Source organism: Streptomyces sp. NPDC058464, from assembly GCF_042721035.1.
Lineage (GTDB): Bacteria > Actinomycetota > Actinomycetes > Streptomycetales > Streptomycetaceae > Streptomyces.
The window spans coordinates 18,621-36,041 of sequence record NZ_JBHXMA010000072.1; the positions used below are offsets into that span (position 1 = coordinate 18,621).

The following is a 17,421-nucleotide window of genomic DNA, read 5'->3' on the forward strand; positions in this document are numbered from 1 at the left end:
GGCGAAGATGGATGATGCGCCGGAGCGACTTGTGCGGGCCGCCATTGGTCTGCTCGCCGAGCAGGGGCCGTCGGCCGTCAAAGTGCGCACGGTGGCGTCCGCCAGCGGGCTGTCGACGATGGTGGTCTACAGCCATTTCGGCGGAGTCCCCGAACTGATGCGAGCCGTGGTCGACCACGGGTTCACGGAGCTTGGCAAGGCATTTGCCCGCGTACCCGTGACCGAGGACCCGATCGCGGAACTCTTCGCGATGGCCTTGACCTGCCGGCGCGTGGCTCGCGCAAACCCTCACCTGTACGACCTGATGTTCGGCCTGTCGACTCGTGCCACATACCGGCCGCTGTCGGACGAGGACCTTCGCCTGAGCGGGCGTTCGCCGGCCTTCCAGGCGGCTCACGCTCATGTCGTCGCTGCGTGTGAGCGGCTCGTCGGTTCTGGCCGGGTCGAACAGCAGGACCCCGGGGTCATAGCTGCTCAGCTGTGGAGTCTGGTCCATGGCTACATCACCCTCGAACTGGCTGAGCACTTCATCGAGTTCGACGACGCGGTGGCCCAGGTGCTGCTGCCCATGGGGGTGAATTTCTCCGTCGGGCTGGGCGACGGCCGGGAACGTGCCGAGGCGTCGCACGAGGCCGGGGCCCGTCTGTACGACTCGATTGCTCCAGGGCTGTGAGTACCGGGGGTGGGTGCGGCGCCGCGCGCGGGCGAGGCTAGCTGGTCTTCGATCCGGGGGTACTGGAACCCGGCGTGAGCTGGTCGTGCCTGCCCAGTGCCGCCACCTCCCGTTCGAGGGACGGAACCGCCCGGGCCGCGAAGCGTCTCGCCCAGGGCCACGCCAGCGGGGAGTTCAGGGCCGCCTTCGCCCAGTTGGCCACGACGACCGCGCGCGGGACGTACACGCGACCGCGCCGGCGTGCGAGACCGTCGACGATGGCGGCGGCCGCCCGGTCGGAGCTTGTGGTCACGTTGCCCGGATAGGGGAGCCGCTTCCGCAGGCCCTGGAACGAGGGGAGGTCCGCCTCGGCGCCCCGGACGAGGTCCGTGTCGATCCAGGACGGGTGCACAAGGCCGACCGTGATTCCGAGGTGGGCGACCTCCTGACGGTAGGTCAGGGCGAGCAGTTCGGCCGCGGCCTTGCTCGCGCCGTACGAGGCCATCGCCGCCAACGGCATGAAGGACAGCGCGGACGCCACCACCAATACGTGGCCCCGGCTGCGCTCCAGATGGGGCGTCGCGTACTTGAGGGTCCGGAAGACGCCGTTCAGGTTGATGTCCAGGACCCGCTCGAACGAGGCCTCGTCCGTCTGCCGGACCGTGCCGTACGCCACGACGCCGGCATTGGCGACGACGAGGTCGATGCCGCCCATGGTCTGCGCGGCCCCGTCGATGGCGGACCGTAGCGCGGCACCGTCGCGCACATCGGCCTCACGCCAGGAAGCGGTGGGGCCGAGGTCCGCGGCGAGATCGCGCAGTCGATCCGGCTCCAGGCCGATCAGGGTCACACGAGCCCCTCGGGCGGCGGCCAGACGGGCCACCTTCTCGCCGATGCCGCGTGCCGCTCCGGTGACAACCAGCCTTCTGCCCAGCAAGTCACGTTTCATGGCGGCAACATAACTTCGTTATTGATGGAACACAAGACATGGCACACACTCGCGTACCCGCCGGACCTGCTGAGTCCGGCAACTGGACGAACTGGGGGAGGGTGTTGTCGGTCCGGTGATCGGCGGGATGCCGGCGGCGACCGTCAGCTGAGGGCGCTGATGCCGTCGGCTGCCAAGCCCGACATCAGCAGCGTGATGGCCCGGAACGTCCTCGCCAGTGAGGCCTCCCGGTCCGTCGCCGCGGCGATGATGTGGTTGCCCTCGCACAGGCTGGCCAGCAGCAGTCGGGCGACAGTGGCCACGGGAACGTCCGGCTGCAGGTCGCCTCGTTCGGCCAGGGCGGACAGCAGCCGTTCGAGCGGCGGCTGGGCGACGGTCTCGTTGATCTGTCGGTACTGCTCCACCAGGACCGAGGGCGCCTGGGCCATCAGCTCACGATGCAGGGGATCGTCGATGGTCCGCCGTAGGAAGGCATGCGTGAGATCGGCCACCGCTGTCATGGCGGGCCGGTCCGGCGCGGCGCGGATCGCCTCGGTCGTGGCGTCTCCCAGGATCCCGACCTCCTGGATCAGCTCCGCATAGAGCTCGGCGAACATCGCCTTCTTGTCCGGGAAGTGGTGGTAGAAGGTGCCCTTGCTCACCTGGGCCGTCACGGTGATGGCCTCGACCGACGTGTCCGCGAACCCGTTGTCAACGAACAGCCTGCGTGCGGCTGACACCAGGTCCGCCCGGGTCTGCTCTGCATACAGCTGTCGTCGGTTTGGCCCTCGCATGCGTACCATCGTATATTCAATGACCGCAAGTCAATGAATGACTCGCGGTCGGTCAAAGGTCGTCCGTGTTTCCCGGAAGGCAGGCGGAGCCGTGGAAAAGCGCAGGATCGTGTTGCTGGGCGCGACGGGGTACACCGGGCAGCGGGTGCTCCGGGAACTGCTCGCACGAGGTGAGAAGCCGACTCTGGTCGGGCGGAACCGAACCAGGATGCTGACCCTGGCCGACCGCTTCGAGGCGGAGCTGCCGGCGGTTGAGGTCGACGTCACCTCGGTGCCCGACCTCACGCGCCTCCTGGGGCCCAGCGACGTCGTCCTCTCCACGGTCGGGCCGTTCATGCAACTCGGCATGGCCACGGTCACGGCGGCGGCGCGGGTGGGTGCGCACTACTTCGACTCCACGGGGGAGGGAGCCTTCGCCCGCCGCGTCCTCCTTGAACTGGACCCTGTCGCAGCCGCCCGAGGAGCCACCGTGGTGCCCGCCTTCGGCTACGACTACGTGCCGGGCAACCTCGCCGGCGGGTTGGCTGTGGGCAAGGCGGGCGAGCGTGCACGCCATGTCGAGATCGGCTACTTCATCACCCGTTCGGGACACGGGGACGAACTGCTCTACCGGAGCACACTGCGCGACTCCTACACCCTGACCACGGCAGGCACACGGCAGACACTGGTCGCCGGGGCGGCCGAGGACGGGTTCGCCTACCGCCGTCCACGCTCTGGGATGCCTTCCCGTCTGGTCGACGAGCGTGCCGCCAAGCGTGTTCGTACCTTCCGCTACGCCACTGTGAAACGCGCGGCCATGACCGTCCCGGGCACGGAGCACCTCGGCCTGCCGGCGGTCTTCCCTCAGTTGGAGAGCGTCGAGGTGGCCCTGGGCTGGCTCGGGCGGTGGACCCGCCCGGTACAGATCGCCGCCACGCTCCAGGCACCACTGCTGCGGTCGGCGAAGGTGCGGGCCGCATTGGTCCGGTGGTCCGAACGGCTCCCCGGATCGCATCGCGAACCGGACGCCGACGGCCGTTCCCTGGTGATCGCCGTCGCCCGCGACGGCCACGGTCGCGCCCTGGCCAGGTCGGTTCTCACCGGACCGGATCCGTACGAGATGACGGGCTCCCTTCTGGCCTGGGCGGCCGTCCATGCGGCGGCGCCGGATGCCGTCCTCGAACCCGGCGTGCACGGACCGATCGCAGCCTTCGGGCTCGACACCGTGAGCCGTGCTGCCGCCGAGGCCGGAGTACACGAAGTGGACGAGGTGCCGGCGCGCCGTCCATGACCGTTGCGCGGGCATAGACCGAGGCATCGGAGCGCTGAAGCGGACGCCCGGGGGAGTGCCGCAGGTCTCCCTGCGGCGGGTGGTGGCGGGGCCACCGCTGATGAGTTGATGAACAGGTTGTTCGATCGGGACTACGTCGGCTCCTGCGAGGAGTCGGCCGCCCCAGCGGAAAGGAACCATCCATGGACGAGCAGGGTGAGCGCTTCGACGTCGTCGTACTCGGTGCGGGCCCCGGCGGCTATGTCGCCGCCATCCGGGCCGCCCAACTGGGCAAGAGTGTCGCGGTCGTCGAGGAGAAGTACTGGGGAGGCGTCTGTCTGAACGTGGGCTGCATCCCCACCAAGGCCCTGCTGCGCAATGCCGAACTCGCGCACATATTCACCCGCGAGGCGAAGACCTTCGGTATCAAGGTCGACGGACAGGTCTCCTTCGACTACGGGGAGGCCTTCCGCCGTAGCCGCAAGGTCGCGGACGGCCGGGTCAAGGGCGTCCACTACCTGATGAAGAAGAACAAGATCACGGAAATCAGCGGCCGTGGCACGTTCGTCGACCCCCACACGCTCCAGGTGGCCGACTACGAGGGCAACACCCGCACCGTCTCCTTCGACCACTGCATCATCGCCACCGGTGCGACCCCGAAGCTGCTGCCCGGCACCCGCCGCACCTCCCGGGTGGTGACGTTCGAGGAACAGATCCTCGCCGAAGACCTGCCGCAGTCCATCGTGATCGCGGGCGCCGGCGCGATCGGCATCGAGTTCGCCTACGTCCTGAACAACTACGGGGTGAAGGTCACCATCGTCGAGTTCCTGGACCGCGTGGCCCCCCTTGAGGATGTCGAGGTCTCTGCCGAACTGGCGAAGCAGTACAGGAAGCTGGGTATCGACGTCCTCACTTCGACCCGCGTCGAATCGATTGATGAGTCCGGTCCGCAGGTCCGTGTCACGGTCACTGGAAAGGACGGCTCCCAGCAGGTCCTGGAAGCCGACAAAGTCCTCCAAGCGATCGGGTTCGCGCCGAACGTCACCGGCTACGGCCTGGAGAACACCGGCGTCACGGTCACCCAGCGCGGCGCGATCGACGTTGACGGGCGGTGCCGCACCTCCGTCCCGCACATCTACGCCATCGGTGACGTCACCGCGAAGTTGATGCTCGCGCACACCGCGGAGGCGATGGGTGTGATCGCCGCCGAGACCCTCGCCGATGCCGAAACCATGGAGCTCGACTATGCGATGATCCCGCGCGCCACTTACTGCCAGCCCCAGATCGCCAGTTTCGGCTACACCGAGGCCCAGGCGAGGGAAAAGGGATTCGACGTCCAGGTCGCCAAGTTCCCGTTCACTGCGAATGCCAAGGCCCACGGCCTGGGTGATGCGACCGGCTTCGTGAAGCTGATCAGCGATGCCAAGTACGGCGAGCTCCTCGGAGCCCACCTCATCGGCCCCGACGTCACCGAACTCCTCCCTGAGCTCACCCTCGCGCAGCAGTGGGACCTCACGGTCCACGAGGTCGCCCGCAACGTCCACGCCCACCCCACTCTCGGCGAGGCGGTCAAGGAAGCCGTCCACGGCCTCGCGGGCCACATGATCAACATGTAGCAGGGCGCTGACCCCTCGAAATACGACGTGAGGATGGGTTGGGTGGTCTGCTACCGAAGTGGATCACGACTGTAGGCGGTCACGCTCTGTGGGGGCGTCGTGGTCTGAAAAACGGCCCATGGCCCGGCTGGAGCCGTTGTTGCCGCAGGGCATCAAGCCGGGCCGGCCGCAGGCGCGGCGGCAGCTGGTAGTCGGCATAGGGTGCGGACCCGAGCAGGTGTTCCCTTGTGCGATGTGCCAGAGCCGTACAGTCGATCCGGGCCAGGTACCATCCCGTTGCCGGCGGTCGAACCGGTCGTAGACCTGGGGCCACGGCGTCACCCAGCTCCAGGCCCAGGCCCACGCGAAGGGCCTGATCACCTGAGTAATGAACGGGGACGCCACCATCCGTCGGGCCCACCAGCACGCCGCCGGGGTGTCGAAAAAGGGAGGACCTGCAAGAGGCGCCGCTCAGGGCATTGCCGACGAGTTGGCCGACTACGGCAGGAAGCCGCTGTCTGTGCTGGTCGGCCGGACGGCGTCGCGGTTTCCCGCAGTTCGAGCCGGTCCTGGAAGGCGGCCTGTCCCTCACGATCGCCAACCGGTTCTGTGCGAGGGCACTTTGCCGGCAGCCGGTTCGCCGGGTTGGTGGCCATGACGGTTGGGTGGGCGGCGACGTCCGGTCCGACTGCTGGGGGTGTGGTGGCGGAGCCTGTCCGTGTGCGCAGACTGACCGATGGAGAGGGGGAGAAGCTGCAGCAGATCGTACGCCGGGGCAGCATCAATTCGGTGCGGTTCCGACGCGCGATGATGCTGCTCGCCTCGGCCGGCGGGAACCGCGTGCCGGTGACCGCGAGGCTGGTCCAGACCGACGAGGACACCGTCCGAGACGTAATCCACCGCTTCATCGAGATAGGTCTGGCCTGCCTGGACCCTCGATGGGCGGGAGGCCGTCCCCCACCTGCTCGGCCCTGACGACGAGGACTTCGGCGTAGCGGCGGCCACCACACGCCCGACCAAGCTCGGTCAGCCCTTTACCCGCTGGTCCATCCGCAAACTCGTTGCCTACCTGCGCCGCGTCCACGGCCGCGTGATCAGGATCGGTCGCGAGGCGTTACGGTGTCTGCTAGCCCGCCACGGGGTCACCTTCCAGCGCACCAAGACGTGGAAGGAGTCACCCGACCCCGACCCCGACCCCGACCGCGGCGCCAAGCTGGACCACATCGAGGAGGTCTTGGAGCGCTTCCCGGACCGGGTGTTCGCCTTCGACGAGTTCGGGCCGCTTGGCATCCGACCCACAGCCGGCGTCAGCCGGGCCGAGCAAGGCCATCCCGAGCGGCATTCCGCGACCTACCACCGCACCCAGGGCATGCGCTACTTCCACGGTTGCTACTCGATCGGCGACGACAGACACTCTGTGGGGCGTCAATCGTCACAGAAAGGGCGCCGGGAACACGTTGGCCGCGCTCAAGTAGATCCGCGCCGCCAGACCCGACGGCGCGCCCCTCTACGTCATCATGGACAACCTGTCCGCTCACAAGGGCACCGACATCCGCCGCTGGGCCAGGAAACATCGGGGCGAACTGTGTTTCACCCCGACGTATGCATCGTGGGCGACCCCGATCGAAGCCCATTTCGGACCGCTGCGGCAGTTCACCATCGCCAATTCGAACCACCCCAACCACATCGCGCAGACCCTGGCCCTGCACGCCTACCTGCGCTGCCGCAACACCCATACGCGTCCCCCCGATGTCCTCGCCGCCCAGCGCCGAGAACGCGCTGACGTCCGCAGCGAGAAGGCCATCCGCTGGGGAGGACGGTAAGCCGCCTAAGCTGTCTCCCGCGCGCCGGGGTCGGTGCGGCGTCGGACGCCCGGCTGTCCTGCGCGGCCGCGGCGCGATGACGGTGGGGGCGTTGCAGATGCCCCACCCCGCCCAGTTTTCAACTCGAAGCTCGCCGATGAGGTCCTCAAGGAGGGCGAGGAGGGCATCGAGAACGCCCTCGCGTTCATGTGCTGAGAGGTGCGGGATCAGGCCGGATCGACGAATATGTCGAGCGCGAGATCACCCTCAAAGCCGGTAGGGCTGTAGACGGACAGGTCGGTGATGCCCTCGTCCGACAGGACCTCGTCGTCGATAAACAGGTTGGCGGTGCACTTCCGCGGGTCACGCGTGAGGATGGAGTGCGCGGCGTCAGCCATGATCCGCGGAGTACGGGCTTGTCTGGCGCCGCCGACCACGTTGCGTACGGCGGCTGTATCGATCAGAGTCCGCGGCCACAGCGAGTTGGCGGCGATGCCGTCCGCGGCGAGTTCCTCGGCGAGCCCGATGGTGCACAGGCTCATGCCGTACTTCGACAGCGTGTAACCGAGATGCTTCCCCACCCAGTACGGCGTGAGGTTCAACGGTGGGGAGAGCGTGAGGATGTGTGGGTTGCCCGCCTCGCGCAGGTGCGGGATCGCCGCCTTGCTCAGCAGGAACGTGCCCCGCGTGTTGATGTCCTGCATCAGGTCGTACCGCTTCATCTCCAGCTGCTCCGACGATGACAGGTCGATCGCGCTGGCGTTATTCACCACGATGTCGATGCCGCCGAAGGTGCTGATCGCCGCGCTTACGGCGGTGCGTACATCGTCCTCGTTGCGGACGTCACCGACGACTGCTAGCCCCTTGCCGCCAGCTCGCTCAACCTCATCGACGGCGGTGTGGATCGTGCCTTCGAGCTTCGGGTGCGGCACGGCGGTCTTGGCGAGCATCACCACGTTCGCGCCGTCGCGGGCTGCGCGCAGGGCGATGGCGAGTCCGATGCCGCGACTGCCTCCCGACATCAGGATGGTTCTGCCGGCCAGGGTCCGTGTCATGGTGGAGCCTCCAGGGTTGATTGTTGAGCTAATCGTATGCGCTACTAATGATATGGTCTACGTATGACTTTCACCCCTGCGCGTCAGAGTGATCGGCTCTACCACGAGCTCCTCGCCCCCGAAGAGGCGCGGTCCGTCCGTGCCTCGGTGCGCCTGATCGCGGAACGCGAAGTGGCTCCGCATGCTGCGGTGATCGCGGGGGGCGATGAGCGTACGGACGGCTTCCCCAGACGGGTGTTCGACGCGCTTGCGTCGGTAGGCGTGTACCGGATCCCCTTCCCCAGCGAGGTCGGCGGGGACGGACTGACCTACCCGGCGACCGCCACCGCCGCGGCCATCGAAGAGCTGGCCTACTATTCCAGCAGTGTCGCGGCCGTCTTCGACGTGCACTGCATCCTGGCGGGCAACGCCCTGCGGCAGGGCACCGATGAACAACAGCAGCGGTGGCTGCGCAAGGTCGCGGAGGGCTCGGTGGTCGGCGCGTTCGCTACCACGGAGCCGGACGCCTCCAGTGACCTGTCTCCGCAGGCGGTTCAGACCGAGGCCGTACGTACCGAGGCCGGCTGGGTGCTGAACGGCCACAAGCGGTGGATCTCCAACTCGCCCGTCGCCGGGTTCGTGGTGGTTCTCGCCCGCACCGGCGAGCGGCTGAGCATGTTCATCGTCGACATGGCGCTTCCGGGCGTGGAAGTCGGCCTGGCCGACCGCAAGATGGGCAATCGCGGTCAGCTCACCGCGGACATCCGCCTCACGAATGTGCGCCTGTCCGACGACGACATCCTCGGTGGCGCCGAGGGGCACGGACTGCGCCACGCGCTGTCCACGCTGACCTACGGCCGGATCGGCATCGCGGCTGCCGGGGTCGGCATGGCGCAGGCCGCCTTCGACCTCACCGTGGCCCACTTGTCGACGCGACACGTCTTCGGCAGGCCGGTGGCCGCCAACCAGCATTGGCAGTTCCTGCTAGCCGAACGGGCTACCGAGATCGAGAACGCCCGCACTCTCTACACCAAGGCTGCCCTGCGCCTGGATGCCGGCAACCCGTCCCCGGAGCCCGAGGCCGCCATGGCAAAGTACTACGCAACCAAGTTGTCGGTGGACATGGCGCGCGACGCTGTCCAGGCATTCGGAGGCCTCGGCTTCGCGCGCCAATTGGGTTCCGACGGCAGCAGCAGTCCCGTCGAGGCGATCTACCGGGACAGCAAGATCGGCGAGATCTACGAGGGCACGAACGAAATCCAGAAGTGGGTCATAGCCCGGCAGATCTTTGGTCGGGGCATCGTCGGCTGACAGCCCGCGCAACACGGCCCTGCGAGCCCCTCTTCTGTGCAGGGAGATCCTTTTACACGCTCCGGCCGCACCCAGCCTTCTCGTACGATGGACCCGGACCGTACGTAGGACTAACCATGGGCGGGATAAACGATGTCCGAGACTCCGCTGGTACCGGGGACAGTGGCCAAACATACTATCTGCCTGCTGGTCAAGCTCGGGCAGGTTGCGTTCAGGATCGCCGAGGTCGGTATCAGCGGTACCGGCCTGCGGGTGCGGCACTACAGCGTCTTGCAGGCCTTGGCGGACAATGGGGCCATGCCGCAGTTGGCGCTCGGTTCGTTCCTGCGCATCGACCCGGCGACGATGGTGACGAGTCTTGACGACCTGGAGCGGGCAGGATACGCCCAGCGGACACGCGATCCGCAGGATCGGCGTCGGTACGCCGTCGATATCACCGACGACGGGCGCAAGGTCCTGGTCGACCTCAACCGCACACTGGTCGGTCTCGACAGCGAAATTCTTGCCGACCTGGACACCACTGGACGGCGCTCGCTTCATGCCTTGCTGGGCAGTCTTGCCGAGAGTCCTGCGCTCACTTCTATGTTCGACGCTGTCCGGGAGAAGAGCGGCGCGAAGAGCGCTTAGTAGCGCTAGATGAATGAGTCCAAGGGGTGTCGTTTCGGTCAGTGATCGTAAGCAGTGAGTGATCGCTTGATGGGGCTGTCCGGTGTGGTCGTTGTGCCAGATCGCCGCTGTGAGTGCGAGGATCCGGCACAAGACCCGGGCTGACACCCCTGCCGGGCTCTTGCCGCCGTGTCGTTCCAGATTGAGCTGACCCTTGAAGGTCTGATTGATCGACTCGATGACCTGCCGCAGCGGTTTGAACAGGTGTGACCCGGCCGGCTCGGCTTCCCCCTTGCGGGCTGGCCGCAGCAACTTCAGGTGACGCTCGGCAAGGCCGTGCTCGAACTCGCGGCCGAAGTAGTTCTTGTCCCCGATGATCGTCTGCCCGGGGTGAACGGCGAGGACGTCTGGCGCAGTATCGAGCATGTCGCGCAGCGTTTCGCGCTCGTCCGCCTTGGCCCCGGTGAGTGCGAACAGGACCGGCAGTCCGCCGAGTGTGCACACCAGGTGCAGACGCAGCCCCCAGAAGTATCGCGAGTGTGATGCGCAGTAGCCGTACTGGGCCCAGCCTGCCAGCTCCGAGCGTTTGGCCGTCTCACGGGAGCAACCGCAACCGACCGGTGTGGAGTCGACCAGCCATACATCGTCGCTCCACAGTGAGGTATCGCGGGCCACGATCCGGATCATGCTGGTGAGCAGTGAGAACGCGGCGCGCAGCCGCTTGTTGTAGCCGGACTGCTGGGGCACGTAGGGAAACAGGTGGCCGAAGTCCCGCCCGACGCGGCGAAGCCAGCGCCGTTCAGAGGTGTATCCGAGCAGCGCCGACATGACCGCGAGCGTGATCAGCTCGGCGTCACTGAGCGTGGGCGTGATTCCGACGGCAGGCCGCCACGGCGCCAGCCACGGCGAAGCCTTCAACTCGTCGTCAATCCGGGCATAGAGTGCCGTTGCGAGGGTGTCCAGGTCGTTAGTCACACATCGACGTTGGACGCCCTCGTCTCATGTCCGCAGGCGATCCCCTGGACTCATTCAAGGATCCCGGGCGGTCTCCACTGCGGTGACTATGCGGCGTGGTCATTTCGCAGGGCCTGGATGAGCCAGGGGTACACCGGGATCAGGTTCGGCACTATCTGCCAGCCGTTGACGATCCACACCAGCCGCCAGTATCGGTCTACCCGGGGATCGTGCGCCTCTTCGAACTGCTGCGCCATCCAGTCCCGGAAATCCGTGTCAGGGTTGCGTGCGAACACCTCGGCGAAGCGGTGCACGAGGTCGTCGATGACGGGTGCGGCCCTGTCGCTGAGCGGGTCGATGCCCGACTCCGTGGCTTCGGCCACCTTCTGACGGGTGAGCTCCATCAGTTCCTCGCCGGCATCCCGCTCGATGTCGAGCGGGCGCCCGGCGGCCTGGCGTACGGCCGTCCGGCGCATCCGGGCACGGAAATCCTCGTCGCCGACCAGCTCGGCGAGCTCCACCCACGCGGCGACCTGCTCGCTGGTCGGATCATCGGGGAGGTCGGGAGTGGCAGCGTGGACCATGGCCACCGCGGCCGGGTCGGCATCCACTGTGCCGAAGGTGCCATCCACGAAATCGTCGATCAAACGTCGGCGTTCCTCGCCGGACAACTGCGTGAGCCTGTGCATGAGCTTGGTCTCCTCGGGACTGGACCCGCGTCTGGCCACGACTCGCAGAACGCTCCGACGCAGTCGCAGTATCCGGATCTGGACGTCCATGGCGTCGGCGTGCGCCGCGGCGACTTCCGCCACCGAGAGCTCACGGTCCAGTACCCGTTGAATCGTGGGCAGGTCCATGCCCAGCTCGCGCAGTGTGCGCAGGAGTTCCAGACGAAGCAGTGCGTCGAGGTCGTAGAGCCGATAACCGGCGGGACTACGGGTGGTCGGCGCTACCACCCCCGAATCGGAGTAGAACCGGATGGTCCTCACAGACAAGCCGGTCCGCCGGGAAAGCTCCCCGATCGAGTAGAGGGTCGTAGCGTCCATGCCCCCCACTCTGCCGTCTCCAGCCACTGGAGACTCAAGGCAATCCGCACAGCTGGGCCCCGACCGAGACGTCCGCCGAGTTGCTGAAGCATGCGTCGCGTGCTCTCCGCTGACCGCCAGGATGAAACGGGCACGCCTTGCACATGCTGGGCGAGCGATGGCAGCGACATGCGACATCGCTCGCTGGCGGCCTACGGCTACGAGTCCTTGGACTCATTCATCTAGTACTCCAGTTGCAGTTCGCTATTCCTGCTGGTCAGGTGCGTGTTCGTGAGTGTACTTGGCTGATGTGCCGTCAGGTGGCGGGAGTTCGTGACGTCGGGTGCGGCGGCGGTAGTGACAGCGGCGTGCGGTGGCCTGGTGACGGCGGCGCCAGCGGGACCAGTCCAGTGCGTGGCGGATGCGCCGGATGTGCGTCAGTGCGGGGCGGCCAGCTGCCATGAGTCGCCGGATTTCCGCCACCGTGAGCGGGGCGAGAGCGTCGGAACCGATTCTGCGGCCCCCCTTTCCGCCCCCGCGGCGGCCGCCATGGCGGCGAGGAAGGCATGGGCGAGCATGGCCAGGGTGATGTGCCGGTACCAGCCCGGACACCGGCGGACCTCGTACTGATCCAGGCCGCACTCGTTCTTCGCGGCCTGGAACGCCTCCTCGATCGCCCAGCGCGTCCCGGCGATCCGTACCAGCTCGGCGATGCCGGTGCCGGCCGGTGCATAGGCGAGGTAGTAGGCGAGTTCGTCCGGGCGGGCCAGGCTGCGGCGGGCCAGCACCCACCGGTCGTGGGTGGGCGCATCGCCGTCGAAGTCGTCGATCACGGGTAGCCTCGCTGCCGCCCAGTCGTAGACGCGCGGCCCTTTCGCGCCGGCCCCGCAGGAGTGGCGTTCCCAGGCATCCTCGGGTGCCTGGGAGATGGCGAAGTCAATACGGCCGATGGCGTGCACGTGCTGGGACTTCGGCACGGCCAGGACATAGCCGACGCCGGCCTCCTCCAGCATGCGGCGCAGCCGCCACTCCTGGCCGTAGGCCGAGTCCGCGGTCACCCAGGCGATCGGCAGCGGCGAGGCCAGGGCCCGCACGATGACGGCCTTGGCCAGGTCGCCCTTGGTGGCGAACACACGCTCGTCGGGAATCTTTGCCTCTGTGCAGCGGTCCGGATCGGAGGTCCAGGACTTCGGCAGATACAGCTCCCGGTCCACCAGCGCGCGGCCTCTGGAGGAGGCGTACGCGGCGAACACGCCGATCTGGCAGTTCTCCGTGCGGCCCGCCGTGCCGGAGTACTGCCGCTGCACCCCGGCCGAGACCGTGCCCTTCTTGATGAACCCGGTGTCGTCGATGATCAGCACCCCGGCCGGGTCCCCGAGTCTCTCGGCAATGTATTCCTGCAGGTCATCACGGATCTCGTCGGGGTCCCAGCAGGCCCGACTCAATAGGTGCTGCAGCCCGGCGGGAGTGCGGTGACCGGCGTGCTCGGCCAGCTGCCAGCTGTTCTTCCGGCCCACCGGTCCGAGCAGGCCCTGCACATAGGCCCGCATCCGCCGTCGCAGATCCACCCGCCCGAAGCGGTGGCCGATCCGCACCAGCAGCTCTTCCAGTTCCGCCGACCAGACATCAGGCCGCACATCATCTTGCACGACAAGCACAACGACCCGCCGCACCCGACGTCACGAACTCCCGCCACCTGACGGCACATCAGCCAAGTACACTCACGAACACGCACCTGACCAGCAGGAATAGCGAACTGCAACTGGAGTACTAGGAGATCTCCGGGGGCTGCGGTGGTATGCCCCGGCTTCTCTACGTCAGCGACCAGACGATCTATGTGTGGCGTCGCCAGCACCTCGTAGATGCGGGGCAGTTGTTCAGTATGGACGGCGGCGACCTGTCCGAGCTTGCTGCGGCCCGCAAGTGTATTGCCTATCTGCGGGCCAAGTTGACCATCCGCCGGATGGCTGCCGAACTGAGTGGGAGTGCGATCACCCTTCAGGAACTCCGCTCGATCCGACCACCCCACGATCGGTCAGCGGGTGGCTTCGTAGAGGCTTGAGCTCGATCCTCTCATGAAGCTGGGTGCCGGACGGCGTCCATCAGCAGGTCAAGCATGCGGTCCAGTTGCTCATGGCCGCCTGCCAGCGAGGTCGTCGTGAACATACCGACGAGGGTGGCGACGATGTCCTCGGCGCGGACATCGTCGCGCAGCGTCCCGGCGGCGACACCGGCATCAAGGATGGCTTGCACTACGGCGCAGAGCCGCACGCGTGTCTGTGACGCGGTCGCGATGTCGGACACGAGAACTGCTCGCAGCGCGTCTGCTGACTCTCGCTTCGTACTCGCGTAGCGGGCGAAGTGGTCCATCCAGCTGCGCAGCGCGTCGGCTGGATCCTTCGCGTCGAGGAGGGCCTCGGCGCTTGCGTACAGCTGGGCCAGCTCCTGTTGGTAGATCGCTTCGACCAGTGCTTCTCGCGTGGGGAAGTGCCGGTAGAGCGTGCCGATCCCCACACCCGTGTCCCGCGCGATCTGCTTCAGGGATACCGGTGCGTCGGATGCGAAGGCGATGCGCGCGGCGTCGAGCAGGCGGGTGCGGTTACGTGCCGCGTCCGTACGGACAGGTTTGGGTGTGTCACGGCTCGACATGATTCGGAGGGGCCCTCGGCTGTTCTGCGGCGAGAAGCGGAGACACCTCCGCCTCACTGGAATGGTGGAAGGCGCCGACGGAGTTGCCGCCGCGCGAGCGAGGCAGCAGGCCGTTGTGGCAAGCATGTTGCCCGCGCTCTGCCCGGCCACCGGCACTTCAGCTTACGATCGTAATGTTAAGTGGTGGGGCTGACGTCCGCAAGAGGGGCCCACTCGCGGTGAGATGAGGAGCCCCGCGAGCGACCAGTTGTGACTCCCGGCGTCGGCCACCATACGGACCGTGCCCGATGTCCACGCACGCGGCGGCCAATACCTGTTCGCTCTCCGTTGCCTGCTGTCGCAGCGCCTCGGATGTGGCGCCCCCGCAGTCAAGGCGCACGACGGCTCCGCCGGCCTACTGCTCGGCGCCCGCGATCGTTTCGGTGAACAGGCCGACGGCCCACTCGGTGGTTCACGGGCCGTCTTGCAGTTTGCGGGCAGGGACCGCCCTGCCCTGTGTCCGTGCGTCGACCGAAGTCGGGCAGGGAGTGACATCGGAGTCGCTGGTCGTGATCGAGTCGCTCGTTACCGGTTCGCGGTGCGGCTCCGACGCAGGGCCGCTTTCTCATCGCCTTCGAGGAGCAGTGTTTGCGGTGGCGCCCAGCGGGTCGGGCGACGGGGCTCCGCGGAAGGTGCGCCGGTAGGTGAGCGGCGAGACGCCGATGGCGGCGTGCAGGTGTTCTCGTAGTGACGTGCCACCGGCGAAGCCGACCTGGCCGGCGATCTCGTCCACCGGCAGGTCGGTGGTTTCCAGGAGTTGCCGTGCCCGGTCGACGCGTTGCTGGATCAGCCAGCGTCCCGGGCTCATGCCCACTTCTTCGGTGAAGCGGCGGGCGAAAGTGCGCAGGCTCATGTGCGAGTGCTCGGCGAGTTCCGTCAGGGTCATCGGCTCGTGAAGGTTCTCCAGAGCCCACTGGCGGGCGATTGCCGTTCCGCTGGCCTTGTTCTCGGGTACCGGATGCTGGATGTACTGCGCCTGACCTCCATCGCGCCACGGGGGGACGATGCACATGCGCGCCACCTGGTTGGCGACTTCGCTGCCGTGGTCCTTGCGGATGATGTGCAGGCAGACGTCGAGTCCGGAGGCGGCGCCGGCCGAGGTCAGCACGTCCCCGTCGTCGATGAACAGGACGTCGGGATTCAGGGCGACTTGGGGGAACCATTCGCGGAACAGGTCTGTGACCACCCAGTGTGTCGTGGCGGGCCGTCCGTCGAGGAGTCCGGCGGCGGCGAGGACGAAGGCGCCGGTGCAGATCGACACGAGGCGTCTGCCAGGAGCTGCGGATGCGAGCGCCTCCACGACGGGCTGCGGAACCTCCCGGGTGACGGCGGTGGTGACGAAGGGCGGGATGACGACGGTTTCGGCGGTGCGCAGTGCCTCCGGGCCGTGCTCGACGGTGATCGAGAAGTCGGAGTTGGTGCGGACCGGGCGGCCGTCGACGGTGCAGGTGAAGACCTCGTAGCGGCCGTCGGCCGCCCCGAAGACCCGGCTGGGGATGCCCAGTTCGAAGGGGTACACCCCGTCAACGGCCAGAACGGCGATGCGGTGAACGTGTGCCATGGCAGGATCCCGTCGCAAGTGGCATTCATGCCATGGTAGCGAACCGGTGCGGCAGCACACTGGGCCCATGGCAGGCGTCACCACCCGCGCCCGTCAGTCAAGACGCTTAAAGTTCCACTGAGTTCGGAGACCGGAGTCCGTGAGTACCGTCACATCTGGTGCCGCGGCCGTCGCTCTCATCGCTGCCGACGGCGGGCTTCCCGAGGGTTGGCCGTCGCCGGATCTGGCGAAAGCGTCCGTCTCGGCTGCCAGAAGTCGGTCGCCGTCTGTGTCCTCAGGGGCGTGTATGCCCGTGAGGACACGGCGACGGCCAACCGATTCGTGCGACCGGACTGTATACAGCACACCCCGTTGCCCCCCGATGGCGCCGCTGCTCTCAAAGCATTCGGGACCGACTGGCGACAGCAGTACCCAGATGCCGCGTACGACAATGAGCGGGTCGTCTTCTAGGTGGACCATGACGCGGACCTGCCTGTTTTGGGCGGCGGAGTGACTCGCGCCGCCGCGCCCGATGTCGGCGGTGCCTCCTGTGCGGCAGTCGCGACCTTGCCCGCTTCCTCTGGGTTCCCTGCCCGTAACGGCTCGCTGGGTTGACTTTCTGAACTTAGCGCTCCTAGGGTCGATGTCACAGTCGAATCGGCTGCACACCCCTCAAGGCGTTTCGGCGTCTGACGTGCTCCGACGGGACGGAGCGCGGACCTGGTGTGCCCAAAGGCCTCTGTGGAGGTGTCACGTGTCTGATCGCGCTGCTGTTGAGCTGAGTCCGGAAGCGGTTGAGTTCGCTGACTGGATGGCTGGGCTGGTGGTTCCTGAGTCGGAGTTGGATGCGACGCGTACGCGGGTGGAGAGTGTTCATCTGAGGGCTCGTGAGCCGGAGGGTGTCACTTATCGAGAAGTTGACGCGGGTGGTGTTGTGGGGATCTGGTGTGAGCCGGTCGACTCCAACACCGACTATGTTCTCCTGCACAGTCATGCCGGTGGTTCCGTGTTGTCGTCGGGGTTCGTCGACCGGAAGCTCGGGGGTCATATCGCCAAGGCGGCGGGTGCTCCCGTTCTGGTCCTGGACTTTCGGCGGGCTCCGGAACACAAGTACCCGGCTCAGCTGGACGACGCGGAGGCGGCTTTCAACTGGCTGCTCTCCGAAGGGTATGCGCCGGGGAACATCGTCCCGATCGGCCACTCGATCGGCGGGTTCCTCGCCGTCGCTCTGGCGCTTCGTCTC

The 17,421-nt window shown here is 67.1% G+C and carries 13 protein-coding genes and 2 pseudogenes; 7 read left to right on the forward strand and 8 right to left on the reverse strand.

The window, feature by feature from the left end:
- The first annotated feature begins 7 nt into the window (after positions 1-7).
- Positions 8-673, forward strand: coding sequence for a TetR/AcrR family transcriptional regulator (locus ACFWPQ_RS48860; RefSeq protein WP_383719754.1), 666 nt, complete (start codon positions 8-10; stop codon positions 671-673).
- A 37-nt stretch (positions 674-710) separates the two neighbouring features.
- On the opposite strand, the gene ACFWPQ_RS48865 is transcribed toward ACFWPQ_RS48860, so the two are convergent.
- Together ACFWPQ_RS48865 and ACFWPQ_RS48870 are read right to left on the reverse strand one after the other, a co-directional pair.
- Entirely contained in the window at positions 711-1,601 is an 891-nt protein-coding gene (locus tag ACFWPQ_RS48865; RefSeq protein ID WP_383719752.1) for a short-chain dehydrogenase/reductase, read from the reverse strand.
- 143 nt (positions 1,602-1,744) lie between these two features.
- Positions 1,745-2,374, reverse strand: coding sequence for a TetR/AcrR family transcriptional regulator (locus tag ACFWPQ_RS48870; RefSeq protein ID WP_383719751.1), 630 nt, complete (start codon positions 2,372-2,374; stop codon positions 1,745-1,747).
- 91 nt (positions 2,375-2,465) lie between these two features.
- On the opposite strand from ACFWPQ_RS48870, the gene ACFWPQ_RS48875 reads away from it, so the two are divergent.
- The 3 genes and pseudogenes from ACFWPQ_RS48875 (at position 2,466) to ACFWPQ_RS48885 (ending at position 7,041) form a co-directional block, all read left to right on the forward strand.
- Entirely contained in the window at positions 2,466-3,644 is a 1,179-nt protein-coding gene (locus ACFWPQ_RS48875) for a saccharopine dehydrogenase NADP-binding domain-containing protein (protein WP_384050884.1), read from the forward strand.
- 182 nt (positions 3,645-3,826) lie between these two features.
- On the forward strand, positions 3,827-5,239 hold the full coding sequence (lpdA, locus tag ACFWPQ_RS48880; RefSeq protein ID WP_383719746.1) for a dihydrolipoyl dehydrogenase: 1,413 nt from the start codon (positions 3,827-3,829) through the stop codon (positions 5,237-5,239).
- A 681-nt stretch (positions 5,240-5,920) separates the two neighbouring features.
- Positions 5,921-7,041, forward strand: a pseudogene (locus ACFWPQ_RS48885) (IS630 family transposase).
- Between the two features lie 206 nt (positions 7,042-7,247).
- Here ACFWPQ_RS48885 and ACFWPQ_RS48890 read toward each other — a convergent pair.
- Positions 7,248-8,075: an SDR family oxidoreductase gene (locus tag ACFWPQ_RS48890; protein ID WP_383719743.1), complete on the reverse strand. Its 828-nt coding sequence runs from the start codon at positions 8,073-8,075 to the stop codon at positions 7,248-7,250.
- Positions 8,076-8,138: 63 nt separating this feature from the next.
- Here ACFWPQ_RS48890 and ACFWPQ_RS48895 point away from each other — a divergent pair, with 63 nt between their 5' ends.
- Positions 8,139-9,365 carry an acyl-CoA dehydrogenase family protein gene (locus tag ACFWPQ_RS48895; RefSeq protein WP_384050887.1) on the forward strand — a complete coding sequence of 409 codons (1,227 nt, stop codon included), beginning with the start codon at positions 8,139-8,141 and terminating at the stop codon, positions 9,363-9,365.
- A gap of 132 nt (positions 9,366-9,497) precedes the next feature.
- Positions 9,498-9,992 carry a MarR family winged helix-turn-helix transcriptional regulator gene (locus tag ACFWPQ_RS48900; protein ID WP_384050890.1) on the forward strand — a complete coding sequence of 165 codons (495 nt, stop codon included), beginning with the start codon at positions 9,498-9,500 and terminating at the stop codon, positions 9,990-9,992.
- Between the two features lie 38 nt (positions 9,993-10,030).
- On the opposite strand, the pseudogene ACFWPQ_RS48905 reads toward ACFWPQ_RS48900, so the two are convergent.
- From ACFWPQ_RS48905 to ACFWPQ_RS48925, 5 genes and pseudogenes are all read right to left on the reverse strand, one after another.
- Positions 10,031-10,946, reverse strand: a pseudogene (locus ACFWPQ_RS48905) (IS982 family transposase).
- Between the two features lie 86 nt (positions 10,947-11,032).
- A complete protein-coding gene (locus ACFWPQ_RS48910) occupies positions 11,033-11,971 on the reverse strand; it encodes a MerR family transcriptional regulator (protein WP_384050893.1) in 939 nt (312 codons plus the stop codon).
- 416 nt (positions 11,972-12,387) lie between these two features.
- The gene (locus ACFWPQ_RS48915; protein ID WP_384050896.1) at positions 12,388-13,587 is read right to left on the reverse strand and encodes an IS701 family transposase; all 1,200 of its coding nucleotides are present in this window, start codon (positions 13,585-13,587) and stop codon (positions 12,388-12,390) included.
- A 436-nt stretch (positions 13,588-14,023) separates the two neighbouring features.
- Entirely contained in the window at positions 14,024-14,599 is a 576-nt protein-coding gene (locus ACFWPQ_RS48920; protein ID WP_383719732.1) for a TetR/AcrR family transcriptional regulator, read from the reverse strand.
- A gap of 604 nt (positions 14,600-15,203) precedes the next feature.
- Entirely contained in the window at positions 15,204-16,199 is a 996-nt protein-coding gene (locus tag ACFWPQ_RS48925; RefSeq protein ID WP_383719729.1) for a GlxA family transcriptional regulator, read from the reverse strand.
- Between the two features lie 733 nt (positions 16,200-16,932).
- On the opposite strand from ACFWPQ_RS48925, the gene ACFWPQ_RS48930 reads away from it, so the two are divergent.
- Positions 16,933-17,421 (forward strand): alpha/beta hydrolase (locus ACFWPQ_RS48930; protein WP_384050899.1); only part of this gene is annotated, 489 nt, incomplete at its 3' end.

Coding starts and splice junctions, on each gene's coding strand:
- ACFWPQ_RS48895 (WP_384050887.1), top strand. CDS start 8,139: ATGACTTTCACCCCTGCGCGTCAGAGTGATCGGCTCTACCACGAGCTC.
- ACFWPQ_RS48865 (WP_383719752.1), bottom strand. CDS start 1,601: ATGAAACGTGACTTGCTGGGCAGAAGGCTGGTTGTCACCGGAGCGGCA.
- ACFWPQ_RS48925 (WP_383719729.1), bottom strand. CDS start 16,199: ATGGCACACGTTCACCGCATCGCCGTTCTGGCCGTTGACGGGGTGTAC.
- ACFWPQ_RS48870 (WP_383719751.1), bottom strand. CDS start 2,374: ATGCGAGGGCCAAACCGACGACAGCTGTATGCAGAGCAGACCCGGGCG.
- ACFWPQ_RS48900 (WP_384050890.1), top strand. CDS start 9,498: ATGTCCGAGACTCCGCTGGTACCGGGGACAGTGGCCAAACATACTATC.
- ACFWPQ_RS48920 (WP_383719732.1), bottom strand. CDS start 14,599: ATGTCGAGCCGTGACACACCCAAACCTGTCCGTACGGACGCGGCACGT.
- ACFWPQ_RS48890 (WP_383719743.1), bottom strand. CDS start 8,075: ATGACACGGACCCTGGCCGGCAGAACCATCCTGATGTCGGGAGGCAGT.
- lpdA (WP_383719746.1), top strand. CDS start 3,827: ATGGACGAGCAGGGTGAGCGCTTCGACGTCGTCGTACTCGGTGCGGGC.
- ACFWPQ_RS48910 (WP_384050893.1), bottom strand. CDS start 11,971: ATGGACGCTACGACCCTCTACTCGATCGGGGAGCTTTCCCGGCGGACC.
- ACFWPQ_RS48860 (WP_383719754.1), top strand. CDS start 8: ATGGATGATGCGCCGGAGCGACTTGTGCGGGCCGCCATTGGTCTGCTC.